The following is a 25,463-nucleotide window of genomic DNA, read 5'->3' as shown; positions in this document are numbered from 1 at the left end:
ATTTAATTGTGAGTATGCGTTCGCACATTTGCAATTGGGGTAATCGAGGTCCGGACGATGAAATCCACTGACCGCATTTTAGACACCATAAAGCGCGAAGGCCGTGTCAGTGCAAAAGTCTTAGCGGATAACCTGAATATGACCACCATGGGCGTGCGTCAGCATTTACAAAGCCTTGAGCGTGATGGCTTGGTGGATTTTGAAGATATCCGCGCCAAAGTTGGCCGGCCTACACGCCACTGGTCTTTAACCGCCACCGGACACCGACGGTTTGCGGATAGTCATCATGATTTATCCGTCACCTTGATCGATTCGGTGCAAGAGGTTTTTGGCGACCAAGGGGTCGCAAAAGTGATCGCCCAACGTGAAGCTGCCACCTTCGCCCAATACCAAGATGCGCTCAAAGATTGCGATAATTTAGAGGCTAAATTGCAAACCTTGGCGTATCTTAGAGAGAGCGAGGGGTATATGGCTGAGCTCCATCGAGACGGCGCTGACTATATGTTGATTGAACATCACTGCCCTATCTGTCAAGCAGCGAAAACCTGTCCTGCGCTATGTCGCTCAGAAATCCAGTTATTTCGACACTTACTGGGCAACCGCTATCGGGTGGAACGTGAAGAACACATTGTTTCAGGACAGCATCGCTGCACTTATCGCATTGGAGATAAAACGTGAGGAGGTAATATGGCCACTTGGATCAAGGCTGATGTCGTGGAGAACCAACATTGGACGAAGGATCTCTTCAGCCTGGTGTTATCCGCCCCTGTCGCCCCCTTTACGGCAGGCCAATTCACAAAGCTAGGGATGGAGATCGATGGCAAACTGATCCAGCGCGCCTATTCGTTTGTGAATCCTCCACAAAGTAAATACTTAGAAGTGTATGCGACACGTGTGGCTGACGGCCTGATGTCACCACGCCTTCACGCGCTCGAGCCGGGTGATAACGTGATGATTACCCAAGATCCAGCCGGCTACTTTACCCTAGATGAAGTACCACAAGGTCAACACCTTTGGATGTTTGCCACGGGAACAGCCATCGGCCCTTATATTTCGCTGATGGAGCAAGGCGATGTCTGGTCGCGTTTTCGCAAAATTATCTTGGTCCATGCGGTACGTTTTGCTGCCGATTTAACCTATCAAGCACGCATTAACGCACTGGCAGAAAAATACCCTGATCAACTGGTGGTTCAGCCTTTTGTTAGTCGCGAGCCTATAGCTGGCGCCTTATCAGGTCGGGTAACACACGCGCTCGAAGACGGATTGCTCGAGCGCGTGGTTGGTCTGCCTCTGACCTCCGAGCACAGCCAGGTGATGTTATGTGGCAACCCAGCCATGGTAAAAGAAGTGAAAACACTGCTGGAAGGAAAAGGCCTCAGTAAAAACTTACGCCGCAAGCCCGGGAATGTGACCACTGAGCATTACTGGTAATTCCTCCCCCTGCTTTGCTGATACGCATACGGTAAAGCGGGGCATTTTTATCCACAAAAATAACCCCAGAAAAACGACGTTGATTCAATTGATTACTCAATACGTCGTCCATCTCTCTATCCACGGCGCCAGCTTAGCCAGACAGCGCGAGTTTGATCCCTGGCAAACCTCGACTCATAGTTACTTTAACGCTTTGGTAACACGGCCACGCGGCCGACGACGCGTAAGGAGTATGCGATGAAGACCCTTCCTTCTTTTGATGAGTTAGCGGCGCTGGCCCAAACCGATCCTCGTGCGTTAGAAACATTACGGCTTAAAATGAGCGAAGAGGTGATCGCCAATGCGTCCCACGCCACTCAGCCGCAGCTCCATGCCATGTTAAGCCATATTAATCGCATGATTGATCATGGTAAAAATCCATTACACGTCAACATGATGCTCTTCCAAGCACTGACTCGTCAGTATTCGCGCTTTTCGACTGCGTTTACCAACCCAGACGCCTTGCGCAGCCACCAAGCGGACATCATGGAATTTAAAGTGGGACAAACAGCCAACGCCCCCACACCGCCAACGCAATCGAGATAAACCGATTGAGCCACTCATAGTGCATGATTGGGTCCGACCCACTTGCGATAACTGGTGGTATCCATGTCACGAACTTCCACCGTTAGGCTGGTGACATGGCCTGCATGGTCACGCAGCGGCCCGGTTAATGCGTCACTGATTTGCTGTTTTTGTTGATCACTGCGTCCAGCCAGTAAGCGAAACTCGACATGCACAAACTCACCGCGATCGGCTTGCGCGCCGACACGCCAAACGGCGCATGGAACGGCGCGAGATTTGAGCGCGTCAGGGTCAAAACAATCGGTGGCGATCGCCGCTTGGTGCAGATCATCCACCAGCTGATCAATGTTCACGCGCTCTGCTAACGCGTCGGTGTATTCCATCACCAAATGAGGCATCGTTTCACTCCGTTGAAAACACAAACCTGCATCATGCCGCAAGATAGACGCCATCACGAGCACCTCTGTCACACTTTGGCCGCCCCATTGGCGCAATAATGATGAAATTTTACTACTTGAAGGTTCCCTTTTGCGCGCAAAACGGGTAAAAACGAGGACATTCTCGCCATTCTATGATTTTAAACAGAGAAGGCCGCGCTACAATAGACTACCTTCTTTACATCTTTTGACTTCAAATCAACTAAACCGCGGAGGAACTCCTATGCGCCGTCCATTGGTAATGGGTAACTGGAAACTCAATGGCAGCAAAGCCATGGTCACTGAACTGCTTAACGGCCTTAATGCTGAACTCAAAGACGTTGAAAGCGTTGACGTTGCCGTCGCACCACCGGTGATGTATCTGGCACAAGCCGAACAACTGCTGGCTGACAGCGCCATTAAGTTGGGTGCGCAAAACGTTGATACCAACAACAGCGGTGCATTCACCGGTGATATCTCTGCCGACATGCTGAAAGATTTTGGTGCAACCCATATTATTATCGGCCACTCAGAGCGTCGTGAATATCACCAAGAATCTGACGAGTTTGTGGCGAAAAAATTCGCTTTCTTGAAAGAAAATGGCCTCACGCCAGTACTTTGTATCGGTGAGTCTGACGCACAAAACGAAGCGGGCGAAACTCTGGCGGTGTGTTCTCGCCAGCTTGACGCTGTGATCCAATCTCAAGGCGTTGAAGCGCTAAACGGTGCGATCATTGCTTATGAGCCAATCTGGGCAATCGGCACCGGTAAAGCGGCAACCGCTCAGCAAGCGCAAGACATTCATGCTGCCATCCGTAAGCACATTGCGTCTTACAGCGAAGACGTCGCAAGCAAAGTGGTCATCCAGTACGGCGGTTCGGTCAAAGCTGGAAATGCCGCAGAGCTGTTCGCGATGCCGGATATCGACGGCGCCTTGGTTGGCGGTGCCGCACTTGACGCTGCAGGCTTTGCTGCAATCGCGAAAGCCGCCGGTGAAGCGAAAAAAGCGTAATTCGTTGTGCGGTTAAATAGCCAATAGCAACGCGCTCGCGAATAAAAACGCCCCCTATTGGTAGGGGGCGTTTTTTGTCTGTCAGTCTGTTCGCTATGCGCCTTCAAAACCTAACTGGCGCCAGGCTTCGTAGCCAATAATTGCCACTGCATTGGATAAGTTGAGGCTGCGTGCATCTGGCTGCATCGGGATACGCAAACGCTGCGTGTCCGGCAGTGCTTGAATAAGATCCTGCGGTAGCCCCCGTGTTTCAGGGCCAAACAACAGCACGTCGCCAGGCGCAAATGTTGCCTGAGTATGATATTGCGTCGCTTTGGTTGTACAAGCAAAGATCCGACGTCCCGCCATGGCATCAATGAAGGCGGCATAATTCGCATGTCGCGTCACCCGCGCCAAGTCATGATAATCCAACCCCGCACGGCGTACCTTCTTCTCTTCCAAATCGAAGCCTAACGGCTCAATCAAGTGCAAGTTAGCGCCACAGTTAGCACATAATCGAATAATATTGCCCGTATTAGGCGCAATTTCTGGCTCATAAAGCGCAATGTCAAACATGGTCAGTTACCACAGTGAGAAATAAGCCGTTATTGTCGCAACCGCGGGAAACCAGCGCAATATTAATGCACCGGCCAGCGAAGTGTAACGACCAACCCGCCTTGCGGTCGATTGTGAGCCAGGACCTGCCCGCCATGCTGTTGTACCGCTTGCGCGGTGATCGCAAGCCCTAGCCCAGAGCCGCCAGATTGCCGCTCTCGGGCGGCAGAGACACGATAAAAAGGCCGAAAGATATCGGTCAACATGCTCTCTGGCACTCCCGGACCATCATCGGCAACCTGAATGACCAGCATGGTATCATCAATGAATGTGGTGATATCGATACCTAGGTGCGCATAACGGATCGCGTTTCTTAGTACGTTTTCCAACGCGCTACAAGCTAGGCGCGAATTAACACTCAATGTGACCGACGGCCATGGCGTTATCGTGATCGATTTGCCTTGTTGATTCGCTTCGAAACTCGCATCGTCCACCACCGACTGCCACAACACATCCGCACTAACTGACGCGCGCTCAAGCTGCCCTCGCGCTTGCAGTTTTGACAACGTAAGCAGCTCCGCAATTAAGGCTTCAAGCTGCCCCGCTTCCCGCTCAATCCTGGCCAAGCTATCACTGTGTCCTAATTCACGCTCCGCCAAGGCGCGTGCCATTTGTAAGCGCGTCAGCGGTGACCGTAACTCATGAGAAATATCCGACACCAGTTGCTGTTGTCCGGTCACCATTTGATTGAGCGCCGTAACCATATGATTAAATCCCTTCCCAGCCTCACTGAATTCTCTCGGGCCGCACTCTAACGCAGGATCCGGCACTAAATCGCCGTTGGCGACACGACGACTTGCCGCCTCAAACCGCCGCGCCGGACGCGTCAGTGTATAGGCCAACCAAAGCAACAGGGGAGTACTGACCAACATAGTGACTAGCAACAAATGCTGCGGCGTTTCCAGTATTTTCAACACGAAAGGAAGACGAGGCTGCCAACGACGGGCATGATAAAGATTGCCTTGCGCGTTATCCGTACTCACAGAAAAAGGACCGGCGAGCATGGCGCGACGCACCAAGCGTTGCATCGGCTGCTCTGTCTCATTGGTTTGAGCCATAAAGCGACGTAACTCGGTCGGTAAATCGTCAATCCGGGCCGATTTAGGGACCCAGTAAAGGGTGTTCGCTGCCCGACTGTGGCGATGACCACGACGCTGATTATGTCTGGCAATGAGCGTGGCTATCGGTATGTCGCGTGTCGTCGCGATGTTCACTAACTGATTTATTTGAGCAGCAATACGTGCTTGCTCCGCGGCCGGCACTGGGTGCAGCGATCGCGGATCGCCACGCTGGGCCCAAATGACCGCCGCTAATACCAGTAATAATGTGAGCCAAAAAATCACGAAAACCCGACCATACAAACTGGAGAAAAAAGGAACACGCGACAGGGTTTGGCGCACGCTGGCTAGTCGACCCATAAATACCCCTTTCCTCGCAGCGTTTTGATTCTTGGTTTAGCATCAGCACGCTCAGGTAACTTTTTGCGCAAATTGGAAATGTGCACATCCACGGCACGGTCAAAGGGCATCAAACGCTTACCTAACACCTGCTCACTCAAGTGGGCTTTACTTACCACTTCACCCGGGTGCGCCAGCAAGCACGCCAACATTTCTGTCTCCATGCCGGTCAGATCGACCGTCTCGCCTTGGCATACTGTTTCCAACCGATGCGGGTAAACGCACACATCGTCATGGGCTAAAACAGGCTCTTGCGCTTGGGTCGGCGGATCGGGGTCCGGTAAGCGAGTGCGTCGTAAAATCGCCCGCATTCTTGCTAGAAGCTCTCGATCACTAAACGGTTTGGCCAGATAATCATCCGCCCCAAGCTCTAAGCCCATCACGCAGTCTACCTCTTCACCTCGTGCGGTCAACATCAAAATCGCAACATGTGACGTGGCGCGGAGTTGCCGTAACGTTTCCATACCATTTAAGACCGGCATCATGACATCGAGCAAAATAATATCTGGCGGTAACTCACTCGCCATTGCTAAGCCCATTTGTCCATTGTCCGCGCAGCGAACCGAAAACCCTTCCAATGACAGCAACTCACCAAGCAGTGCGGTCAATTCGGTGTCATCGTCAATAATTAGAACCTGCTGCATCGCCCGTGACCCTCTCCTCAATTCAGTGACGCTGAATACAATCTTTTTATCATAGCGACATCGGCACAGGCATGACTTTACCCATCTTTACATCGCATAACGTGACTTTACATCCCAAGGGTTAATCTAAACGTGTACCTACTCAATGATGGAGAGACAGGATGAAACGTTTAACCCTTGGCTTAGCCGCCGCGCTCATTGCGATTCCCACCCTTGCTGCACCGCAGTTCGGTAACGACACCAACCGCGGGATCTGGCAGGATCTTGACTTAACGGAAGCACAACAATCACAACTCGACACCCTTCGCGACACTTACCGCGATCAACGTCTCCAGGCGCGTGACGGATTCCGGCAGAAAATGGGGGCACTGCTAACTCAACCAGAATTTGATGAAGCGGCGGCCACCGAGCTATTTAATGCCATGCCACAACATGGCCGACAAATGCACGGCCAAGGGATCGAGCGCGCTCGCCACATGCATGCCATGATGCAAGTGTTGACGCCAGAGCAACAAGAAATCTTCTTAGATAAGATGCATGACCAACGCCGACACGGCGGTTGGGATAAAGAAAAAGGCAAGCGCGGCCAAGGCCACCATGATCGTCGAGGCAATTGTTCACGATAAATCTGCGTCGTGTCATACGCATCGGGTCAACAGTCTATATACTAAGGGTTGCGTTTCATTACACAGCCCTTTTTTATGAAAAAACAGTATGCTTTCTGGGTCGAGGCCGCCGCGTGGGCAGCCACCGCGGTAGCGACCACCTTACTTCTGGCCAAATTGATTGCATGGTGGCTAACAGGATCGGTCAGTGTGCTGGCCTCATTTGTCGATTCACTGCTCGATCTACTGGCCTCGTTGACCAATTTAATTGTGGTGCGGTACGCCGTTCAACCTGCTGATAGTGAGCATAGTTTCGGGCACGGCAAAGCCGAATCCCTCGCCGCACTCGCGCAATCCACCTTTATCGTCGGATCAGCCTCTTTCTTGCTCCTCAGTGGCCTTGAACGTTTGTTCAAGCCAGTGCCGATTGCATCGCCAGAGCTTGGCGTTGCTGTCAGTGCCGGTGCCACCGTGATTACGCTAGGGTTAGTCTTATTCCAAAAATGGGTGATTCGCAAAACGGCCAGCCCAGCCATTGCTGCCGATGCACTTCACTATCAATCCGATTTATTAATGAATATTGCGATCATCGTCGCCTTGGCATTGAGTTGGTACGGCTGGACGCAAGCTGACGCTTGGTTTGCCATCGGCATCAGTGTTTTTATCCTATCTCAAGCTGTCAAAATGGCGTACGAGGCGGTCCAATCACTGCTTGATCGGCAGTTACCGCTTGAAGAGCAAGAGAAAATCGCGGTACTTTCCAGTTCTGTCGTCGGCGTTCATGGTATTCACCAACTGCGTACGCGCCAAGCCGGTATGACAAAATTTATCCAACTACACATAGAGCTTGATGACGAGCTACCCTTAGTGGATGCACATACCCTTGCAGATGCCGTAGAAGATAGGCTGCTGGTCGCCTTTCCCGGTGCGGATGTCATGATTCATCAAGACCCAAAATCGGTGGTGGCAAGGGAAACAGGTGGTGGCAAGGAAAACAAAAGCCTTGATGAGAGGCTGAACAAAAGCTCATCGGGCTGACATGTATCAACTTTTTTTCTACAGTAAWTGTAATACTATTACAGAAGTAGGAAAATTACAGTTTAAGCAAGCGTCATTGCGGGTTCACTGGGGCAAGCAGGTTGCCATTTCCGCAATCGGCACGAAATAAGTGACGAACAGTCAGAGGGTAACCATGGTTAGAAAAATTGGTGTTTTGACCAGTGGCGGTGATGCGCCAGGTATGAACGCAGCGATTCGCGGTGTGGTTCGCAGCGCATTGAGCGAAGGATTAGAAGTTTACGGTATTTATGACGGGTTTCTTGGCTTGCATCAAAACCGTATCGAACGCCTAAACCGAACAAGCGTATCTGACGTGATTAACCGCGGCGGAACCTTTTTAGGTTCAGCTCGCTTCCCCGAGTTTGCTGACGAAAAAGTACGTGAGCAAGCCATTCAAAATCTAAAAATGCACGGCATTGATGCACTGGTGGTTATCGGTGGTGACGGGTCGTTCATGGGCGCGAAAAAACTGACTGAGATGGGCTATCCTTGTATTGGCCTGCCAGGCACCATTGATAACGACGTCGCCGGTACCGATTATACCATTGGCTATATGACCGCGATGAACACAGTGATCGACGCTATCGACCGTTTGCGTGACACCTCCTCGTCGCATCAGCGGATCTCTATTGTCGAAGTCATGGGGCGCCACTGCGGTGACTTGACCTTAATGGCGTCGATTGCTGGCGGCTGTGAATACATCATCACACCGGAAATTGGTCTTGATAAAGACAAGCTGCTTGCCAAAGTGAAAGAAGGCATTTACAAGGGTAAAAAGCACGCGATCATCGCGATTACAGAGCTAATGACCGATGCTAATGAACTGGCGAAGTTCATCGAAACCGAAACTGGCCGCGAAACACGTGCGACCATTTTGGGCCACATTCAGCGTGGCGGTCAGCCCGGTGCATTTGACCGTATCCTTGCTTCGCGCATGGGTGCCTATGCGGTCGACCTGCTGCAAAACGGCGAAGGCGGACGCTGTGTCGGGATTCAAAATGACAAAATGGTTCACCATGACATCATTGATGCCATTGAAAACATGAAGCGCCCATTCCGTGATGATCTTTACGAAGTGGCAGAAAAACTGTTCTAAGCCGCTCGCGATATTGCGCTGATTAGCGCATGGCGATCAAAAAACGGAACCGTGCGGTTCCGTTTTTTTGTGGATTGGCGTCAAAGCAGTTATATGCCGTCCCCAGAGATAAACGTTTTGTGTGAGCCGTTAAACTCTTGATCCATATCCAGTGAGGGCATGTGTGAACTCGGGCGCCCAACGATTTTAGCCGGCACGCCCGCCACCGTGGTGTGCGGCGGTACAGGGTTGAGCACCACAGAGCATGATCCAATTTTCGCGCCCTCGCCAATATCGATATTGCCAAGGATTTTCGCACCGGCGCCGATCATCACACCGGTCCGAATTTTCGGATGGCGATCACCGCCTTCTTTTCCGGTCCCGCCGAGAGTAACATCTTGCAAGATAGAAACATTATCTTCGATCACCGCCGTCTCACCGATCACGATCCCCGTGGCGTGGTCAAACATGATCCCACGTCCGATAGTGGCCGCCGGATGAACATCCACCTGACTGGTCACTGAAATTTGGTTTTGTAGGTACGTCGCTAACTCTTTGCGACCTTGGTGCCACAGCCAATTTGCCACACGGAAGCCTTGCAAGGCATGAAATCCTTTTAGGTACAGTAAGGGCGTGGAGTACAGTTCCACCGCAGGATCCCGCTCTACCGTGGCACAAATATCGCAGGCAGCCGATTCAGCCACCGACGCATCATTGGCATACACTTCTTCAATCACTTCTCGCACCGCCATCGACGGCATCGACGGCGTCGACAATTTATTGGCCAAAATATAGCTCAGGGCACTGGCGAGATTATCGTGCTTGATAATTGTGGCATGGTAAAAGCTGGCCAACATGGGCTCGCGCTCTGAGTGTTCGCGTGCTTCTGTTTTTACCGCTTGCCACACACGGTTCTGTTGGCATTCTTTTTTAGCCTGATTCACTGCCTTCATCCTTATCAAAAATCACCGGCAACTGGGACGTTCCCCTACCGTGCCAGTGTATAAAAAAAACGCGCGGTTCTCACCCCGCGCGCCTATTTATATGCTGATACACGTTGCCGTTATTCGGATTTTTTATCACGGGCCAGCAAGTCTCGAGCAGCGTGATGCGCCAATTTACCCTGATATAAAACTTGATAAATTTGCTCCACAATCGGCATTTCAACCCCAGCGCGCTGCGCCAGGGCCCACACCTCTTTGGTATTGCGAAAGCCCTCAACCACTTGACCGATATTATCCTGCGCCGCTTGCACGCCTTCACCTTGGCCAAGCGCCAGCCCAAAGCGGCGATTACGCGATTGATTATCGGTGCAGGTTAAAACCAGATCACCTAAACCGGCCATGCCCATAAAGGTCTCTCGCGATGCGCCTAGCGCTTCACCCAAGCGCGTCATTTCCGCCAAGCCACGCGTAATCAGAGCCGTGCGCGCATTGGCGCCAAACCCGATACCATCAGAAATCCCAGCCCCAATCGCAATCACGTTTTTTACCGCGCCACCTAATTGCATGCCGATAAAATCATGATTGCCGTAAACGCGGAAACTCTGCTGGCAATGAATCGTCTCTTGCAAATCACGCACAAACTCGGGGTCAGGCGAGGAAACAGAAATCGCCGTCGGCATGCCAGCCGCCAGCTCTTTAGCGAAAGTGGGACCCGAGAGTACCGCCAGCGAGCGCGAATCACCCAGTTGTTCACGCGCGACTTCTTGCAACAGGCGTCCGGTTTCCGGTTCTAGCCCTTTTGTGGCCCAGCAAACGCGAGAATCCGCGCGTAAGTAGGGCCGGATCTGGCCGAGCACTTGACCAAAGACGTGGCTGGGCACCACCACCAATAAATCACGACTGGCATTCACCGCCACGGACAAATCGGCACAAAGCACCAGCGAGTCTGGAAAGGCGACGCCTGGTAAAAAAGCCTGGTTAGCACGGTCAATTTCCAACTGCGCAAGATGACGTGGATCGTGCCCCCATAACACAACGTTGGCACCATTTCTCGCCAGTGAGATCGCTAAGGCAGTGCCGTACGAGCCAGCGCCCAATACAACAATCGCGGCGTCTTGAGTGGGAGCCAGATCTGTCATAATGACCCCTTAGGCTTGCGCGTCTTCTTCTTCGCCAGATTTCGCGTCCGCCTGCTGTTGCAGGTAGTTCATGAACAAGGCATCAAAGTTTACCGGTGCAAGGTTAAGCTGTGGGAACGTCCCTTTAACGACCAAGCTAGAAATCGTCTCACGCGCGTAAGGGAAAAGAATATTCGGGCAAAAAGCGCCGAGGCAATGCGCTAATTGCGGCGCATCCATGCCGGTAACCGAGAAGATGCCGCCTTGTTGTACTTCGCACAAGAACGCACTGCTCTCTTGGTTTTTCACGGTCACGGTTAGACGCAGAACAACCTCGTAAATGCCTTCACCCAGCTCGCGGCTTTGCGTGTCTAAATCTAAGTTAACGTCAGGTGCCCAGTCTTGCTGAAAAACGTCAGGTGAATTTGGCGCCTCAAAAGACACGTCTTTAAGAAAAACGCGTTGGATAGCAAAGTTTTGCTCGGCTTGTTGGTTGTTTTCTGCTTCAGCCATGGTGGTTCGTCCTTTCTAACTAGTTGCTTATGTGCCGGGCACATTAAAAAATGCGAGCCACTGCGTCATGCAGTCACTCGAGATTTGAGTGAGGGATCACTTTTTCTTTTTGCTTTTGCCTTTACCGCTTTTGGCGCGGACCAGTGGCATTTTGGCATCGTTCCACGAGGTCAAGCCATCTTTGAGCACATACACAGACTCAAAACCCGCTTTGGCGAGTTGATTCGCACTGTCAGCCGCGGTTTGACCGGTCTTGCATACTACGATGATGGGGTCAGTTTTATGTTTTTCAAGTTCGCCAAATGAGTGCGATTTAATTTCACTGGGCAATACGTTGATTGCACCCGTGATATGGCCCGCACGAAACTCGTCATGACTGCGAATATCCACAAACACCCCATTTTCACGGTTGTTCAGGATCGCGGCATCGTTCGGAGCCACCACTTTGTATGCGGCGGTTTTCTGTTTGATCAGCGACATCAACAAGGTGGCAGCTAAGCCAACCCAGACCAGTGTCAGAATCATGTTGTTGGAGACAAAATCGATATATTCCTGCATAACCTTTGCTCTATACTGCTTGTTTGTCCCGCGAGGCGAGAGTCCATCAAGGGGTGAAAATGGTGTCGAGTATAACCTGCTCGTCAGGGTTTTACAGCCTACCAAGACGAAATCGCGCGCTTGCTCACTCACGGTGATCGAATGATAAATTTTCGCTCCCCTCAATATGTTAAAAAGAAAGAAGGTTTCATCAATCGCAGACATCGAGTGAAGCCATTCGCGTATACCGACAATCTTCGCCATAATGAGGGGAGTCAAGGGTAGAAGGCAAGCCATGCAACCCTTGCTGGTTAACTTATCAGCTGGAATAATTGATCTTAGCCTACGTATCCTTGCGTAAAATGTTGTAAAATTACGCACACTGCACCACTGAGGCCTGATGCTAGCCTCAAATCTGGCATCAAGCCTCAGTGGCTGCTCCATGACATCCAATGTCAGTGGCATCCAATGTCAGTCTTTAGCTTGAATTAAGAGGACGTAATATGTCTGCGAAAAAACCACTTGCACTGGTGATTCTCGATGGCTGGGGCTATCGTGACCCACAAAGCGATAATGCCATCACCAATGCTAACACGCCGGTTATCGACAGCCTGATGGCCGACAATAGCACCTTGATTTCAGCATCCGGTTTTGACGTTGGCCTGCCTGATGGGCAAATGGGTAACTCAGAAGTCGGTCACGTGAATATCGGTGCTGGCCGCGTGGTGTATCAAGAACTCACCCGTATCACCAAATCCATCGCCGATGGCGACTTTAACCAGACCCCCGCACTCACTGCCGCGGTCGATAAAGCCGTGGATAAAGGCAAAGCCGTTCATATCATGGGTCTGATGTCACCAGGTGGCGTTCATAGCCATGAAGACCACATTGCGGCCATGGTTGAGTTGGCCGCTGAGCGTGGTGCGGATCAAATCTATCTGCACGCCTTCTTGGATGGTCGTGATACGCCACCACGTAGCGCAAAAGCCTCACTTGAGCGTTTTGACGCCCTTTTTGCCAAGCTAGGCAAAGGACGCACGGCCTCACTGGTGGGTCGCTACTACGCGATGGACCGCGACAACAACTGGGATCGTGTAGAGCGAGCTTACGATTTGTTGACCTTGGCGCAAGGCGAGCATAGCGCAACGAGCGCGGTTGAAGGCCTCGAAGCAGCGTATGCGCGTGAAGAAAATGACGAGTTTGTCGCCCCTACGGAAATCTTCCGTGAGGGTGACAACAAAGCGACCATCAACGACGGCGACGCAGTCATTTTCATGAACTTCCGTGCCGACCGGGCGCGCGAAATGACTCGTGCCTTTATGCCTGAGTTTGATGGATTTGCGCGTAAGAAGTATGCCGAACTGTCCGACTTTGTCATGCTGACCGAATACGCAGCCGATATCGATACGACGGTGGCTTTCCCACCGACAAGCCTGTCAAACACCTTGGGTGAATGGCTATCGAAAACCGGTAAAACCCAGCTACGTATTTCAGAAACTGAGAAATACGCGCACGTCACTTTCTTCTTCAACGGTGGTATGGAAACCGTATTTGAAGGCGAAGAGCGCTCTTTGGTGGCGTCACCCAAAGTGGCCACTTACGATCTACAACCCGAAATGAGCTCTGAAGAGCTAACGGATAAACTGGTTGATGCGATTAAGTCCGGCAAGTTCGATATGATCATCTGTAACTACCCGAACGGTGATATGGTCGGTCATACGGGCGTCTACGAGGCTGCTGTCCAAGCGTGTGAAGCTGTCGATGGCTGTATCGGTCGCGTGCTAGAAGCGATTAAAGAAGTAGACGGTCAAATGCTGATCACCGCCGACCACGGTAACGCTGAAATGATGGTTAACGAGGAAACGGGCGGTGCATATACCGCACACACCAACTTACCAGTCCCACTGATGTATGTCGGTAGCAAACCAGTGACCTTGAAAGAAGGCGGTAAGCTGTCTGATCTGGCACCGACCATGTTGGCATTGTCCGATATGCCGATTCCTGAAGAGATGACTGGCAAGCCTCTGTTCGATCTGAAATAATCTCCCCATGCGGGAGAAACGAACACGCCTAGGTCAAACCCTCCGCGCCAGTGCATTATGCACTGGCGTTTTTCTGTGTCTATTCACAGGGTCTGTGCACGCTAACTCACAACTTGAGGGTGTGAGCGATGAGATTGCCCGCCAACAATCACAGCTGGCCGCGCACAATAAAAAACTCAATGCACTTCAGCGCGACTTAAAAGCGCAATCTAAACGGATTGACACCTTGTCCAGGCGCATCCGCCAAGCGCAAGCTAGCCTGCAAGAAACAGATACCGACATTACCCAGCTGACGCAACAACAAGCGCGATTAAAGCAGGAAATGATCGCCCAACAAGCCCAACTGGGCGAGCTTATCGATGCGCAATATCGTCAAGGCAAACACGATCAACTCAAACGACTGCTCAGCCAAGAATCGCCAGCCACCCTTGACCGGTTAACGCGCTATGCCGAAATCGTTGCAGGCACAATGCAGCAAACGATTGAGTCACTCGCCGCTACCCGTACCGATTATCAGCTCACCGCTCACCAGCTCAAACAGCAGCGGGATAAGCAAACGCAGCTCGTGGCAGAGTTAACCGATAAAAAGCGTGAGCTTGAGACTGAGCAAAACGCACAAAGCCAAACGGCGAAACAAATTCGTGCCAAGATTGCCAGTGACAGCGCATATTTAGCCGAGCTCAAAGCTAATAAGCAGCGCTTGCAAGAACAAATCGCCGAGGCGGCACGACGCGCGCAGGTCAATATGGCAGGCATTAGTGACGCCAAAGGAAAACTCACTTGGCCCGCCCAAGGTAAACTCCTGCACCGCTTTGGCGAGCGCCAATCCGGCGAAGTGACTTGGAATGGCATCGTGATTGATGCCAAGCGTGGCACGGAAGTGAAAGCGACGCATGCAGGAAAAGTGGTGCTATCCAGTTGGCTACGTGGCTACGGGCTATTGATTGCCGTCGATCATGGCAAGGGGGATATGAGCTTGTACGGCTATAATCAAGCATTACTCAAAGACATCGGCGACACAGTGACCGCCGGTGAACCGATTGCCTTAGTTGGCGACAGTGGCGGACAATCAACACCATCGCTATATTTCGAGATTCGTCGTAAAGGCAATACCACTAACCCAGTTCCTTGGTTGGATTAAAAACGCCCACCCCATGGGTGAGCGCTGTCAATATTGCCAAGCACCTGGTGAGCCTTCAATCACCCGGTCATATGGCGTTATAGGTCTCTTACATTAGCCCTGCCAGTCGAGGATCACCTTGCCAGACTGCCCTGAGCACATCATCTCAAAACCTTCTTGAAAGTCATCTACGTGGTAATGGTGGGTAATGATGGGGGTTAAATCCAACCCTGATTGAATCAAGGAGGCCATCTTGTACCAAGTCTCGAACATTTCGCGACCATAGATGCCTTTGATCACCAAGCCTTTAAAGATCACTTGGTTCCAATCAATGCCCATATCGCTCGGTGGGATCCCGAGCAAGGCAATATTGCCGCCATGGTTCATGGCCGACAACATGCTATTAAAAGCGGCAGGGACGCCCGACATTTCCATGCCAACGTCAAAGCCTTCCGTCATTCCAAGCTCAGCCATCACCGATTCTATCGAGGTCTCGGCGACGTTTACCGCCCGAGTCACTCCCATATCCCGAGCAAGTTGTAGGCGGTACTCATTCACATCAGTGATCACCACATGTCTTGCGCCCACATGACGCGCAACCGCCGCAGCCATAATACCAATCGGGCCGGCACCTGTGATTAGCACGTCTTCGCCGACCAGATCAAACGATAACGCGGTGTGCACCGCATTGCCAAATGGGTCAAAGATCGAGGCTAAATCGTCCGAAATTTCCGCTGGAATTTTGAAGGCATTAAACGCTGGGATCACTAAATATTCCGCAAATGCGCCAGGACGATTGACCCCGACTCCTTCGGTATTCCGGCAAAGGTGGGTGCGTCCGCCGCGGCAATTACGGCAGTGACCACAAGTAATGTGGCCTTCTCCGGAGACGCGATCACCGATGGCGAAGCCTTTGACTTCTTGTCCAATCCCAACCACTTCGCCCACATATTCGTGACCGACTACCATGGGAACCGGAATGGTGTTTTGCGACCACTCATCCCACTTGTAAATATGAACGTCGGTACCGCAGATGGCGGTTTTACGGATTTTGATCAGTAGATCGTTATGCCCAAGCTCAGGCAGCGCCGCCTCCGTCATCCAAATACCGGGCTCGGCTTTTAGCTTCGCCAGGGCTTTCATGCTTGTTTGTGTCATACGATTACCCAATCAGTTGCATTTCTTTACCGACTTTGATGAAAGCATCAATCGCGCGGTCCAGTTGCTCACGCGTGTGTGCGGCTGACATTTGAGTGCGAATACGTGCTTGCCCTTTCGGCACCACCGGATAAGAGAAGCCCACTACATAGACGCCTTCTTGCATCATACGTTCGGCAAACTCACTCGCGACTTTGGCATCTCCCAGCATCACCGGAATAATGGCATGATCCGCGCCTGCTAGCGTGAAACCTGCCTCAGTCATACGAGCTCGGAAATGTGCGCTGTTATCCCATAGCTGTGCGCGCAAATGGTCACTTTCCGCCAGCATATCGAGCACGCGAATAGAGGCCGACACAATCGCCGGTGCCAGTGAATTCGAGAACAGATAAGGGCGTGAACGTTGACGCAACCAATCGATCACTTCTTTTTTACCCGATGTATAGCCACCCGAGGCTCCCCCCATGGCTTTACCCAAGGTCCCAGTGATGATATCAACGCGGTCCATGACTTGGTGGTATTCGTGGGTACCACGGCCATGATCGCCCATAAAGCCCACAGCGTGGGAGTCATCCACCATCACCAGCGCGCCATACTGCTCAGCCAGATCGCACACTGCGGGCAAGTTAGCGACCACGCCATCCATCGAGAAAACGCCGTCGGTGACAATCAAGATATTCGCCACATTGGCTGCTTTCGCGGCTTTAAGTTGGGCTTCCAGCTCGTCCATATCGTTGTTGGCGTACCGGAACCGCTTCGCTTTACATAAACGCACCCCATCAATGATCGATGCATGGTTCAACGCATCTGAGACAATAGCATCATCAGGCCCCAGGATAGTTTCAAACAAGCCGGTATTCGCATCAAAGCATGACGAATACAAAATCGTATCTTCCATGCCCAAAAAGTCAGAGAGTTTAGCCTCAAGAGTTTTATGGGCGTCTTGCGTGCCACAAATAAAGCGCACTGACGCCATGCCAAAGCCGTGCTCATCCATCCCCGCTTTGGCAGCCTCAACCAAAGCAGGATGATTGGCTAATCCTAGATAGTTATTCGCGCAGAAATTGAGCACCTGTTGCTCATGATTAACGGCCACACTGGCCGATTGCGGGGAAGTAATAAGGCGTTCACTTTTGTACAAGCCATCAGCTTTTACTTGCTCAAGCTGATGACGTATTTGCTGATAGAAGGCAGCCGTCATCGCAATCTCCATGCTGGTGATGATTACTTTTGGAAGGCCGCCGCACAGTTTCTGTACGGCGAATGATTGGCTGCTATCATGGCACGTTCATTAGGTTTGTGCCAATAACCCGCACGAGACAGTGATTCATATCGTGTATTCCGCTTTAGGCTGGCGGAATATCGCGCAAAACACAATAAACGACGTTGGACCGGTTAATTTAAGGTATCCAGTGCGCGTATATCTTGGCGAACCAATTGCTGCTGATAGTGGTCCATTAATGCAGCGATAGCGGTTTGCCCTTGCGAGGAAGTCAGCGGATGTAGCAACGCCAACATCTGTAAAACGCCTTTGTAGATCACACCGGCATGAATATGTGTTTGTGGCGCTTGCGCACTTTGGTAGAAAATCCAGCTTGACGCGACCTGCTTCAAGGTTTCGCCCACGGCAGCCAACCCACTCTCACTCAGATTCAACCACCCCGCATGGCTGTAATGCTGCAAAATAGTCATCAGGTTGGTTTGAAGCTGTTGTTGTGCATCGAGGTACTTATGCTGTAGCGCTTCATCGCGACGCAGAATATCGGGCAGATTGGCGTAAAAAAAGCGGTAGCGCCAAATCAAACTGAACGTTGCATCGAGATAATGTTGCAACAGCGCTTGGGTATCTTCTTGAGGCTGACTAGGATCAAAAGCAAGGGCGAGATCTTGCGCGTATTGATCAAAAATGCTGTGTATAATCGCCTCTTTATTACGAAAGTGGTAATAAAGGTTTCCCGGGCTTATCCCAAGATCAGCCGCAATATGATTCGTGGTAATATTTGGCTCACCGTGTTGATTGAATAAAGCCAGTGCAGCATGGATAATTCGGTCTTGGGTTTTCATGTATGGTTCAGTCCTCTGCCCGGTTGATGCGTAACCATACTATCACAGTCAACAATAATGGCGACGGCGTCTGTCGCCTGCAACGATGAATTAGGTAACGATATGATTTTTGTGACTGGTGGTGCCGGCATGATCGGTAGCAACTTAGTAAAAGCACTTAACGAGCAAGGCTATCGTGACATCGTTGTCGTCGATAACCTTAAAGACGGCACCAAATTCGTTAACCTGGTTGATTTGGATATTGCTGATTATATGGATAAGGAAGACTTTCTTACCCAAATCATGGCCGGTGAGAACTTCGGGCCTATCGAAGCGATTTTCCACCAAGGTGCTTGCTCAGCGACCACCGAGTGGGACGGCAAGTACATGATGCTCAATAACTATGAATATTCTAAAGAGCTATTGCATTACTGCATTGACCGTGACATTCCGTTTTTATACGCCTCGTCAGCGGCTACTTATGGCGGCCGCGACAGAGACTTCATTGAAGCGCCAGAGTATGAAGGCGCGCTGAATGTTTACGGCTACTCGAAGCAGCAGTTTGATAATTATGTCCGTCGCGTGCAAGACGATGCCAAGGCGCACGGTGAAACACTGCCACCGATCACCGGTTTTCGTTACTTCAACGTTTACGGCCCTCGTGAGCAGCACAAAGGCAGCATGGCGTCCGTTGCTTACCACCTGAACCAGCAAATCTTAAACGGTGAAAACCCGAAGCTGTTTGAAGGCAGTGACACATTTAAGCGTGATTTCGTCTATGTTGGCGACGTGTGTCAAATGAATATCTGGTTCTGGCAGCAACAAATCTCCGGCATTTTTAACTGTGGTACTGGCCGTGCCGAACCGTTTAGCGCCGTCGCCAACGCCGTCATCGCGTTTCACGGTCAAGGGGAAATTGAAGAGGTGCCGTTCCCCGATCACTTAAAAGGCCGCTATCAAGCTTACACGCAGGCCGATTTGACCAAGGTTCGTGAAGCCGGATATACCGCTTCCTTTAAGACTGTGGCTGAAGGTGTTGCCGCCTATCTGGCTGAAATCAATCGCTAATATAATGATGTTTACGCCAAGCCGTGACGCTTGGCGTATGAGAAAATCGAATAATGACAAAACAGCGACCCGATTACGATCCAAATGCCTATAACCCCGAATTTTCGCGTGCCTTCCTCGCACCGAAATATTGGGGCACCTGGCTGATGTTATTGGCTGCCTTGCCAATCTGTTTGTTGGTACCTGCGCGAGCAAAGTATCGCTTTGCCCAATGGGTGGCACGCAAGCTGGTGAAAAAGAAAAAAGGCACGATTTTGAATGCATGGCTCAACCTTGAAGCCTGCTTTCCAGAGCAATCAAAGCAAGCACGCGAAGCGATCTTGGTCGAGACGCTAACAACCGCAGGAGCGTTTTTACTCAGTTTTCCACTGATTACGTTACGTGGTCGTCAGTGGTTTCAACAGCACTGTGATGTCATTGGCATGGAGCATATTACCCGCCACACCGATCATGGTGAGCCGGTGATCTTGTTTGTCCCCCATACCTGGGCGATTGATGCGGCGGCGATTTTATTTGCCTCACAGGGCTTACCTGTCGCTGCCTTCTCAAAACGACAAAAAAACGGTCTCCTCGACTGGCTGATGCACCGCCAACGAGTACAATATGGTGGTAACTGCTACGAACGAGAAGCAGGGATTAAACCTTTTATTCGTGCGGTTAAACGAGGCTTCTTGGGCTATTACCTGCCCGATGAAGATATGCGTGATGAGAGCAGTGAGTTTGTTCCTTTTTTCTCAACAACCAAGGCGACACTGCCAAGTCTCGGCAAGTTGAGCAAAGTCACGCGTTCGCATATCGTGCCTGTGCTATCTGGCTTTGATGCCAAAACCGGCCGGTTTGTCATTACCATCCATCCAGCATTTAGCGAGTTTCCAACCGGTGATAGCAAAACGGACGCCCACATGATGAACCAACACATCGAAACCATGCTCGAGGGTCAATACGATCAATACATGTGGATCCTACAGCTGCTCCGCACACGCGAAGACGGCCGCAATATCTACCAAGAGGCAAAAAGGAAACGGGCATCATGACACGAGTACTCGTCATTGGCCCGTCTTGGGTCGGCGATATGGTGATGTCGCAATCACTGTATAAAGCCATCAAACAACAACACCCTGACGCCACCATTGACGTGATGGCGCCTGGATGGTGCGCCCCTATTTTGGCGCGTATGCCAGAAGTTAATCGCAGTATCGACATGCCACTGGGCCATGGAGAATTTGCACTCGGTAAGCGCTACCAATTAGGTAAACGCCTAGCAAAACATGGCTATGACCATGCCTATGTATTGCCTAATTCCGCCAAATCGGCGCTGATCCCTTGGTTTGCTGGGATCCCAACACGTACCGGTTGGAAAGGTGAAATGCGTTATGGTTTGCTCAACGACCTGCGTCCCAATAAAAAAGCGTTTCAATATATGGTTGAGCGCTATGTTGCCCTGGCACACCCACGCGCCACGATGCAAAGTTCGGTCTCACTCGGCGGCCTTGAAGGCCTACCAAAACCTGAATTAACCATTGATCCTGACGCACAAGCGGCTGTGATCACTAAGCTAGGCTTAAACCAAGATAGACCCATCGTGGGTCTTTGCCCGGGTGCCGAGTTCGGCCCAGCCAAAAAGTGGCCTGAGCAACACTATGCCGAGGTCGCTCGCCAGATGCATGCTAAGGGGTTTCAAGTTTGGCTGTTTGGCTCAGCCAAAGATATCGACACCTGTGAAAAAATTGCTGCTCTTGCCGACAACGCACCGAATATTCATGTGTTAGCGGGTAAAACCAATTTAATTGAGGCTGTTGATCTATTAGGCGCTTGCCAAACCGTCGTCAGTAATGACTCCGGCTTGATGCACATCGCCGCGGCGGTCAACTGCCAGGTCATTGCCATTTATGGCTCAACGTCCCCCGATTACACGCCGCCTTTAACCAGTAAGGTCGACATTGTGCATACAGATATTGAATGTCGCCCCTGCTTTCAACGCGAATGTCCACTTGGGCATTTGAAGTGTTTAAAGGATTTGGACCCTAGCCGCGTTATTTCTTTAATAAAAATGGATAAAGCGTCATGAGTGAAGGGAATACAACCGTTGCCGTTGCACTTATCGTTAAAAACGAAGCGCATAACATTGATCTATGTTTGCAGTCTGTATGCAATTGGGTGGATGAAATCGTTGTACTGGACGCGGGAAGCTCAGATAACACAACTGAAATAGCTAAACAGTATACGGATAAAGTCTACGTAGCTTCAGACTGGCGGGGGTTTGGAAAACAACGCCAGCGCGCTCAATCATATGTAGAAAGTGACTTTGTGTTTTGGCTAGACGCAGATGAAAGAGTCACACCTGAATTAAAGAAAAACATCTTAGGTGTTATCAATGACCACCAACCTAACTGTGTCTATTACATAAATAGGCTTTCTAACGCCTTTGGGAAAGAAATCAAGCACTCTGGTTGGCACCCAGATTGGATTTGCCGACTTTATAAAACATCAGAAACTCATTATTCTGACTCTCTCGTGCATGAACAGGTTGTTGTTCCTAATACACATAAGAAAATTTATTTACATGGTGTTCTACTGCATAACACGTTTAATTACCTCCATGAATATACCGCTAAAACCAACCAATATATAAAATTATGGAGTGATCAGCGCGAGGGCAAGATGAGCTCAAGTGTCTCCAAAGCTTTAGGGCATGCTCTTTTTAGATTTATTAAGATGTATTTCTTGAAAAAAGGATTTTTAGATGGTCGACATGGCTTTATCCTCGCACTTCTCAGCGCCAACGTCGTTTTTACGCGTTATGCCGACTTATGGCTAAGAGACTATGTCAAAAAACAACGTTAAGATGCACATTTGCCACGTTAATCTCGCTTCTGGTTTTAGCGGCGGTGAGCGACAAACGCTCACACTGATTAAACAACAGCTCGCAATGGGTTATCGACTCACCGTAGTGGTAAACCCCAAAAGCCCGCTCGCTGATAAAATTCGCGCGTTAGAACAATGCCAATTAGTGCTTTGTCCGCACTATACTCGACGACATGAGCGCTCAATCACCGCAACATGTGATCTGGTCCATGTCCACGAAGGCCGAGCGATTTATTGGGCATTGCTCCAGCGCTTATTACATAATGTGCCTTATATCGTGACACGCCGCATTGATAACCCTTTAAAGAAAAAGTGGTTATCTCAACTTGCATACCGCAAAGCGAGTGCCCTGGTCGGTTTGAGTTCGGAGATTATCCATCAACTAGAAAAACGTTACCCTGATGCCAAGTTAGTCAAAATTCCTAGCTCTCCTGTCATCTACCCTGTATCGCAAGATAAGGTTGAGAAAATCAAAGCGCAATTTCATAGGAAGTTCTTAGTGATTCATGCCGCCAATATGTATGCGCATAAAGGCTTTGATGTCACGATAGAAGCGGCACGCTTACTTGCTAACACATCGCCCAACATCCAGTTTTGTTTACTTGGTGATGGTAAAGAACGTGAAGCGTTAGCGCTTCAAGCGAAAGGACTCAGCAACGTTCACTTTGCTGGCAAACAAACGAATATGGGCGATTGGTTCGCAGCGGCCGATTTACTCGTCCATCCTTCCTATTCAGAAGGCTTAGGTTCGGTCATTTTAGAAGCAATGGCAGCCGGGCTCCCTGTTGTTGCAACGCGTGCTGGCGGGATTCCTGATATCATCACACATAGTATATCTGGACGGCTTATCGAGGTGGGAGAGGCTGATCAACTAGCGAGTTCTATCACAGATATAGCCAATGATACGACTCTTAGAAACCGCCTTATTGTCGGTAGTCTCGAACAAGCTAAAGCCTGTGATATCAATCAAACCGTCCTAACCTATCAATCCCTATACCAAACGATAAAAGACGGATCCAAGATTGTATGACGAGTGTCTGATAAATCTTAGAGACTGGAGCTCGGTTGGAGAGAATGCCACTATTTATCGCACCCAAACGTCCATAGGAGTTTCCCTGTGCGCTGGTTATACACATTATTACTCACACTTGCTGCCCCTTTTTTGCTTGTCGGGCTTTATCGTAAACGGCCCGGTAAGCCGGCGGTGGGGGAGCGCTGGCAAGAGCACTTTGGTCGCACACCCAACATTGAGGGGGCGCCGATTTGGTTGCATGCGGTTTCCGTAGGGGAAGTCCTCGCCGCCAAACCGGTGATCAGTGCACTGCAACAAGCTTATCCCGATGTTCCTATCCTCATCACCACCACTACAGCCACTGGGGCCGAGCAGGCAATGCGAATCAAAGGTGTGAACCATCGCTATATGCCTGTCGATTTTCCGTTTGCGATTCGTGGTTTTTTACGTGCAGTCTCTCCAAGGCTATGCGTGATCATGGAGACCGAGCTTTGGCCCAATACTTTGCATCATGTCGGTCGTGCCGGTGTTCCCATTACGATCATTAATGCGAGGCTTTCTGAAAAGGCATGTCACCATTATCAAAAAATTGCGCCGCTCTTTCGTGCCATGAGTCAGCATATCGATCTCATACTGTGTCAGCATACCACTGATAAAGCACGTTTTGCCGCACTGGGGGTCCCCGCAGAAAAACTAAGCGCAGTTGGGTCGGTGAAGTTTGATATCAAGGCGGTAAATCCTGATTTAGGCGCTGCGCTTCGTGACGCTCGCGGTGAACGCCCTTGCTGGATAGCGGCCAGCACCCATGCAGGCGAAGATGCCATCATGTTAGCCGCCCACAGTATTTTGCTACGTGATTATCCGGATGCTTTATTGATTATGGTCCCTCGCCACCCTGAGCGCTTTGATGATGTCTCGCAACAAGTCGCGGCTCAGGGCCTCAGTATACAAAGACATACTCAGGGCGAGACGCTTACCACGAGCACGCAAGTGTACCTTGGCGATACCATGGGTGAGATGATGATGTATCTCGCCAGTGCAGATGTGGTTGTCATGGCAGGGAGTTTTTTAGGCGCCAAAGTTGGCGGTCATAATCTGTTAGAGCCCGCTGCGCTCAGCAAACCCTTATTAACCGGACCCAGTTACTATAACTTCCAAGTCATTGGTGATGCTTTAATAGACGCAGGCGCACTGCAAGTATGTAACGATAGCCAAGATCTCGCGGCAAAGATTGGCGCTTTCTTTAATGCACCGCCACTGGCAGCGCAAGCAGGAAAAGCCGGTTTGGCGGTGGTCGAAGAAAACCGTGGCGCCGTTGAGCGAACCTTACAAGCACTCACCCCTTGGCTTCGACACTCGCACTGAGTGGCGACTACTTTCGAATATGATTGTAACCTTTTAAGACCGCAGCCCAATCCTCGGGCTGCCAGCGGATTTGGCGCTTCTCTTTTTCTTTTTTAAAAGAGCGATGCAAGCGTGCTAAGTTGTCTTCTTTCCATTGCTCACCTTCACGCTGTTGGCACTTATCAAAATCAATCAGCCACAGTTTGCCTTTTCTATCACGAAGAATATTATGGATATTCAGATCAGAATGGCACACGCCGGCATCATGTAAACGACGCACCAAGCGGCCAATGGCGTGATAATCGTGAGCTAGCAAGCTGTTTTCGCTTAATATCGCCACCAAGTCACGGGCTCCTGGGACTTTTTCTACCAAGATATCGGCACGATAGGTACGGCCTGTCTTTACCGCACGAGCAGCGACGGGGCGCGGTACAGGGAGCTTTTTCTCGCGCAAATAAGCCAATAAGCGCAACTCCGCACCGCAGCGCGTTTCCTCCCAGCCCGTAAACCAGTATTGGTCTTTCACCAATTTGCCGAACAGGCCGCCGCGATAATAATGCCGCAGTGCCATCTCCATTTTCGGGCCACGGACAAAAAAGGTTATCCCTCGCCCTTTGGCCGAGCCGGTGACGGCAGCCTGTTGGTGCCAAAAATGAATATCAAAATACTGGCGCGGCTCCCCGACCACCAAGGTAGGATCGTACCAGATGCACTCGTTTTCGCGTTGCTCGACTTCTATACTCACGGTTTTTCCTGTTTACGCACTGACGCTGGCGCACATCAGTGTACCTTGCTCGCGGTTAGAATCACAGGCAAGGGCACGCAAGAGAGTCAGAACAATG

The 25,463-nt window shown here is 50.8% G+C and carries 27 protein-coding genes; 15 read left to right on the top strand and 12 right to left on the bottom strand.

Going from position 1 to position 25,463, the window contains the following annotated elements:
- Positions 1 to 57 precede the first annotated feature (57 nt).
- From BZG80_RS05780 to BZG80_RS05770, 3 genes are all read left to right on the top strand, one after another.
- Positions 58 to 678, top strand: a complete 621-nt coding sequence (locus BZG80_RS05780; protein ID WP_025744236.1) for a helix-turn-helix transcriptional regulator — start codon at positions 58 to 60, stop codon at positions 676 to 678.
- A gap of 9 nt (positions 679 to 687) precedes the next feature.
- Positions 688 to 1,431 (top strand): ferredoxin--NADP reductase, encoded by a 744-nt coding sequence (locus BZG80_RS05775; protein WP_025744235.1) that lies wholly within the window; start codon positions 688 to 690, stop codon positions 1,429 to 1,431.
- Positions 1,432 to 1,668: 237 nt separating this feature from the next.
- Positions 1,669 to 2,016 (top strand): DUF3135 domain-containing protein, encoded by a 348-nt coding sequence (locus tag BZG80_RS05770; RefSeq protein ID WP_025744234.1) that lies wholly within the window; start codon positions 1,669 to 1,671, stop codon positions 2,014 to 2,016.
- A gap of 14 nt (positions 2,017 to 2,030) precedes the next feature.
- Here the strand turns inward: BZG80_RS05770 and BZG80_RS05765 are convergent, their stop codons facing one another.
- Entirely contained in the window at positions 2,031 to 2,465 is a 435-nt protein-coding gene (locus BZG80_RS05765; RefSeq protein WP_241833864.1) for a 5-carboxymethyl-2-hydroxymuconate Delta-isomerase, read from the bottom strand.
- A gap of 190 nt (positions 2,466 to 2,655) precedes the next feature.
- Between BZG80_RS05765 and tpiA the strand changes: the two genes are divergently transcribed.
- On the top strand, positions 2,656 to 3,423 hold the full coding sequence (gene tpiA, locus BZG80_RS05760) for a triose-phosphate isomerase (protein ID WP_025744232.1): 768 nt from the start codon (positions 2,656 to 2,658) through the stop codon (positions 3,421 to 3,423).
- 93 nt (positions 3,424 to 3,516) lie between these two features.
- Here tpiA and trmL read toward each other — a convergent pair whose 3' ends face one another.
- From trmL to BZG80_RS05745, 3 genes are all read right to left on the bottom strand, one after another.
- Positions 3,517 to 3,978, bottom strand: coding sequence for a tRNA (uridine(34)/cytosine(34)/5-carboxymethylaminomethyluridine(34)-2'-O)-methyltransferase TrmL (gene trmL / locus BZG80_RS05755; protein WP_077461525.1), 462 nt, complete (start codon positions 3,976 to 3,978; stop codon positions 3,517 to 3,519).
- Positions 3,979 to 4,040: 62 nt separating this feature from the next.
- Positions 4,041 to 5,435, bottom strand: a complete 1,395-nt coding sequence (gene cpxA, locus BZG80_RS05750; RefSeq protein ID WP_077678939.1) for an envelope stress sensor histidine kinase CpxA — start codon at positions 5,433 to 5,435, stop codon at positions 4,041 to 4,043.
- A complete protein-coding gene (locus tag BZG80_RS05745) occupies positions 5,423 to 6,118 on the bottom strand; it encodes a response regulator (protein WP_077678938.1) in 696 nt (231 codons plus the stop codon). Before BZG80_RS05745 ends, cpxA begins: the two co-directional genes overlap by 13 nt.
- A gap of 161 nt (positions 6,119 to 6,279) precedes the next feature.
- On the opposite strand from BZG80_RS05745, the gene BZG80_RS05740 reads away from it, so the two are divergent.
- From BZG80_RS05740 to pfkA, 3 genes are all read left to right on the top strand, one after another.
- On the top strand, positions 6,280 to 6,744 hold the full coding sequence (locus BZG80_RS05740; RefSeq protein ID WP_025744229.1) for a Spy/CpxP family protein refolding chaperone: 465 nt from the start codon (positions 6,280 to 6,282) through the stop codon (positions 6,742 to 6,744).
- Positions 6,745 to 6,819: 75 nt separating this feature from the next.
- Positions 6,820 to 7,761, top strand: a complete 942-nt coding sequence (fieF, locus tag BZG80_RS05735) for a CDF family cation-efflux transporter FieF (protein WP_025744228.1) — start codon at positions 6,820 to 6,822, stop codon at positions 7,759 to 7,761.
- Positions 7,762 to 7,915: 154 nt separating this feature from the next.
- A complete protein-coding gene (pfkA, locus tag BZG80_RS05730; protein ID WP_025744227.1) occupies positions 7,916 to 8,878 on the top strand; it encodes a 6-phosphofructokinase in 963 nt (320 codons plus the stop codon).
- Positions 8,879 to 8,967: 89 nt separating this feature from the next.
- On the opposite strand, the gene cysE is transcribed toward pfkA, so the two are convergent.
- The 4 genes from cysE to BZG80_RS05710 all read right to left on the bottom strand — a co-directional run bounded on the left by cysE (position 8,968) and on the right by BZG80_RS05710 (position 11,990).
- Positions 8,968 to 9,801, bottom strand: a complete 834-nt coding sequence (gene cysE, locus BZG80_RS05725) for a serine O-acetyltransferase (RefSeq protein WP_236719494.1) — start codon at positions 9,799 to 9,801, stop codon at positions 8,968 to 8,970.
- Positions 9,802 to 9,920: 119 nt separating this feature from the next.
- On the bottom strand, positions 9,921 to 10,940 hold the full coding sequence (gene gpsA, locus BZG80_RS05720; protein ID WP_025744225.1) for an NAD(P)H-dependent glycerol-3-phosphate dehydrogenase: 1,020 nt from the start codon (positions 10,938 to 10,940) through the stop codon (positions 9,921 to 9,923).
- Positions 10,941 to 10,949: 9 nt separating this feature from the next.
- The gene (gene secB / locus BZG80_RS05715; protein ID WP_025744224.1) at positions 10,950 to 11,432 is read right to left on the bottom strand and encodes a protein-export chaperone SecB; all 483 of its coding nucleotides are present in this window, start codon (positions 11,430 to 11,432) and stop codon (positions 10,950 to 10,952) included.
- A gap of 96 nt (positions 11,433 to 11,528) precedes the next feature.
- Positions 11,529 to 11,990, bottom strand: a complete 462-nt coding sequence (locus BZG80_RS05710; protein ID WP_025744223.1) for a rhodanese-like domain-containing protein — start codon at positions 11,988 to 11,990, stop codon at positions 11,529 to 11,531.
- Positions 11,991 to 12,472: 482 nt separating this feature from the next.
- Here BZG80_RS05710 and gpmM point away from each other — a divergent pair, with 482 nt between their 5' ends.
- Entirely contained in the window at positions 12,473 to 14,011 is a 1,539-nt protein-coding gene (gene gpmM, locus BZG80_RS05705) for a 2,3-bisphosphoglycerate-independent phosphoglycerate mutase (RefSeq protein ID WP_077646515.1), read from the top strand.
- Between the two features lie 121 nt (positions 14,012 to 14,132).
- The gene (locus BZG80_RS05700; RefSeq protein WP_241833863.1) at positions 14,133 to 15,152 is read left to right on the top strand and encodes a murein hydrolase activator EnvC family protein; all 1,020 of its coding nucleotides are present in this window, start codon (positions 14,133 to 14,135) and stop codon (positions 15,150 to 15,152) included.
- Between the two features lie 93 nt (positions 15,153 to 15,245).
- Here BZG80_RS05700 and tdh read toward each other — a convergent pair whose 3' ends face one another.
- The 3 genes from tdh to BZG80_RS05685 form a co-directional block, all read right to left on the bottom strand.
- On the bottom strand, positions 15,246 to 16,274 hold the full coding sequence (gene tdh / locus BZG80_RS05695) for an L-threonine 3-dehydrogenase (protein ID WP_025744220.1): 1,029 nt from the start codon (positions 16,272 to 16,274) through the stop codon (positions 15,246 to 15,248).
- Between the two features lie 19 nt (positions 16,275 to 16,293).
- A complete protein-coding gene (locus tag BZG80_RS05690; protein ID WP_077678936.1) occupies positions 16,294 to 17,490 on the bottom strand; it encodes a glycine C-acetyltransferase in 1,197 nt (398 codons plus the stop codon).
- Between the two features lie 194 nt (positions 17,491 to 17,684).
- Entirely contained in the window at positions 17,685 to 18,353 is a 669-nt protein-coding gene (locus BZG80_RS05685; RefSeq protein ID WP_077678935.1) for a TetR/AcrR family transcriptional regulator, read from the bottom strand.
- A gap of 102 nt (positions 18,354 to 18,455) precedes the next feature.
- On the opposite strand from BZG80_RS05685, the gene rfaD reads away from it, so the two are divergent.
- From rfaD to waaA, 6 genes are all read left to right on the top strand, one after another.
- Complete coding sequence (gene rfaD / locus BZG80_RS05680) at positions 18,456 to 19,400, top strand: ADP-glyceromanno-heptose 6-epimerase (protein WP_077676577.1); 945 nt, start codon at positions 18,456 to 18,458, stop codon at positions 19,398 to 19,400.
- 53 nt (positions 19,401 to 19,453) lie between these two features.
- A complete protein-coding gene (gene lpxM, locus BZG80_RS05675; RefSeq protein ID WP_077461514.1) occupies positions 19,454 to 20,434 on the top strand; it encodes a lauroyl-Kdo(2)-lipid IV(A) myristoyltransferase in 981 nt (326 codons plus the stop codon).
- A complete protein-coding gene (gene waaF, locus BZG80_RS05670) occupies positions 20,431 to 21,468 on the top strand; it encodes a lipopolysaccharide heptosyltransferase II (RefSeq protein ID WP_077461513.1) in 1,038 nt (345 codons plus the stop codon). The genes lpxM and waaF overlap by 4 nt, the downstream gene beginning before the upstream one ends.
- The gene (locus tag BZG80_RS05665; RefSeq protein WP_077678934.1) at positions 21,465 to 22,244 is read left to right on the top strand and encodes a glycosyltransferase family 2 protein; all 780 of its coding nucleotides are present in this window, start codon (positions 21,465 to 21,467) and stop codon (positions 22,242 to 22,244) included. The genes waaF and BZG80_RS05665 overlap by 4 nt, the downstream gene beginning before the upstream one ends.
- Before the next feature lies 1 nt (position 22,245).
- Complete coding sequence (locus BZG80_RS05660) at positions 22,246 to 23,295, top strand: glycosyltransferase family 4 protein (protein WP_077678933.1); 1,050 nt, start codon at positions 22,246 to 22,248, stop codon at positions 23,293 to 23,295.
- Positions 23,296 to 23,382: 87 nt separating this feature from the next.
- A complete protein-coding gene (gene waaA, locus BZG80_RS05655) occupies positions 23,383 to 24,642 on the top strand; it encodes a lipid IV(A) 3-deoxy-D-manno-octulosonic acid transferase (RefSeq protein WP_077461511.1) in 1,260 nt (419 codons plus the stop codon).
- Positions 24,643 to 24,649: 7 nt separating this feature from the next.
- Here waaA and BZG80_RS05650 read toward each other — a convergent pair whose 3' ends face one another.
- Positions 24,650 to 25,360 (bottom strand): 3-deoxy-D-manno-octulosonic acid kinase, encoded by a 711-nt coding sequence (locus BZG80_RS05650; protein ID WP_077461578.1) that lies wholly within the window; start codon positions 25,358 to 25,360, stop codon positions 24,650 to 24,652.
- Between the last annotated feature and the right edge of the window lie 103 nt (positions 25,361 to 25,463).

This window comes from Salinivibrio sp. MA440 (genome assembly GCF_001996265.1).
Classification (GTDB): domain Bacteria; phylum Pseudomonadota; class Gammaproteobacteria; order Enterobacterales; family Vibrionaceae; genus Salinivibrio; species Salinivibrio costicola.
The sequence above is the reverse complement of the archived record's forward strand: the minus strand, read 5'-3'. Positions and strand labels throughout refer to the sequence as shown.

Coding starts and splice junctions, on each gene's coding strand:
- BZG80_RS05660 (WP_077678933.1), top strand. CDS start 22,246: ATGCACATTTGCCACGTTAATCTCGCTTCTGGTTTTAGCGGCGGTGAG.
- secB (WP_025744224.1), bottom strand. CDS start 11,432: ATGGCTGAAGCAGAAAACAACCAACAAGCCGAGCAAAACTTTGCTATC.
- gpsA (WP_025744225.1), bottom strand. CDS start 10,940: ATGACAGATCTGGCTCCCACTCAAGACGCCGCGATTGTTGTATTGGGC.
- fieF (WP_025744228.1), top strand. CDS start 6,820: ATGAAAAAACAGTATGCTTTCTGGGTCGAGGCCGCCGCGTGGGCAGCC.
- tdh (WP_025744220.1), bottom strand. CDS start 16,274: ATGAAAGCCCTGGCGAAGCTAAAAGCCGAGCCCGGTATTTGGATGACG.
- BZG80_RS05745 (WP_077678938.1), bottom strand. CDS start 6,118: ATGCAGCAGGTTCTAATTATTGACGATGACACCGAATTGACCGCACTG.
- BZG80_RS05665 (WP_077678934.1), top strand. CDS start 21,465: ATGAGTGAAGGGAATACAACCGTTGCCGTTGCACTTATCGTTAAAAAC.
- BZG80_RS05775 (WP_025744235.1), top strand. CDS start 688: ATGGCCACTTGGATCAAGGCTGATGTCGTGGAGAACCAACATTGGACG.
- lpxM (WP_077461514.1), top strand. CDS start 19,454: ATGACAAAACAGCGACCCGATTACGATCCAAATGCCTATAACCCCGAA.
- trmL (WP_077461525.1), bottom strand. CDS start 3,978: ATGTTTGACATTGCGCTTTATGAGCCAGAAATTGCGCCTAATACGGGC.
- cpxA (WP_077678939.1), bottom strand. CDS start 5,435: ATGGGTCGACTAGCCAGCGTGCGCCAAACCCTGTCGCGTGTTCCTTTT.
- BZG80_RS05780 (WP_025744236.1), top strand. CDS start 58: ATGAAATCCACTGACCGCATTTTAGACACCATAAAGCGCGAAGGCCGT.
- pfkA (WP_025744227.1), top strand. CDS start 7,916: ATGGTTAGAAAAATTGGTGTTTTGACCAGTGGCGGTGATGCGCCAGGT.
- gpmM (WP_077646515.1), top strand. CDS start 12,473: ATGTCTGCGAAAAAACCACTTGCACTGGTGATTCTCGATGGCTGGGGC.
- tpiA (WP_025744232.1), top strand. CDS start 2,656: ATGCGCCGTCCATTGGTAATGGGTAACTGGAAACTCAATGGCAGCAAA.
- rfaD (WP_077676577.1), top strand. CDS start 18,456: ATGATTTTTGTGACTGGTGGTGCCGGCATGATCGGTAGCAACTTAGTA.
- BZG80_RS05770 (WP_025744234.1), top strand. CDS start 1,669: ATGAAGACCCTTCCTTCTTTTGATGAGTTAGCGGCGCTGGCCCAAACC.
- BZG80_RS05685 (WP_077678935.1), bottom strand. CDS start 18,353: ATGAAAACCCAAGACCGAATTATCCATGCTGCACTGGCTTTATTCAAT.
- BZG80_RS05690 (WP_077678936.1), bottom strand. CDS start 17,490: ATGACGGCTGCCTTCTATCAGCAAATACGTCATCAGCTTGAGCAAGTA.
- waaF (WP_077461513.1), top strand. CDS start 20,431: ATGACACGAGTACTCGTCATTGGCCCGTCTTGGGTCGGCGATATGGTG.
- BZG80_RS05740 (WP_025744229.1), top strand. CDS start 6,280: ATGAAACGTTTAACCCTTGGCTTAGCCGCCGCGCTCATTGCGATTCCC.
- BZG80_RS05710 (WP_025744223.1), bottom strand. CDS start 11,990: ATGCAGGAATATATCGATTTTGTCTCCAACAACATGATTCTGACACTG.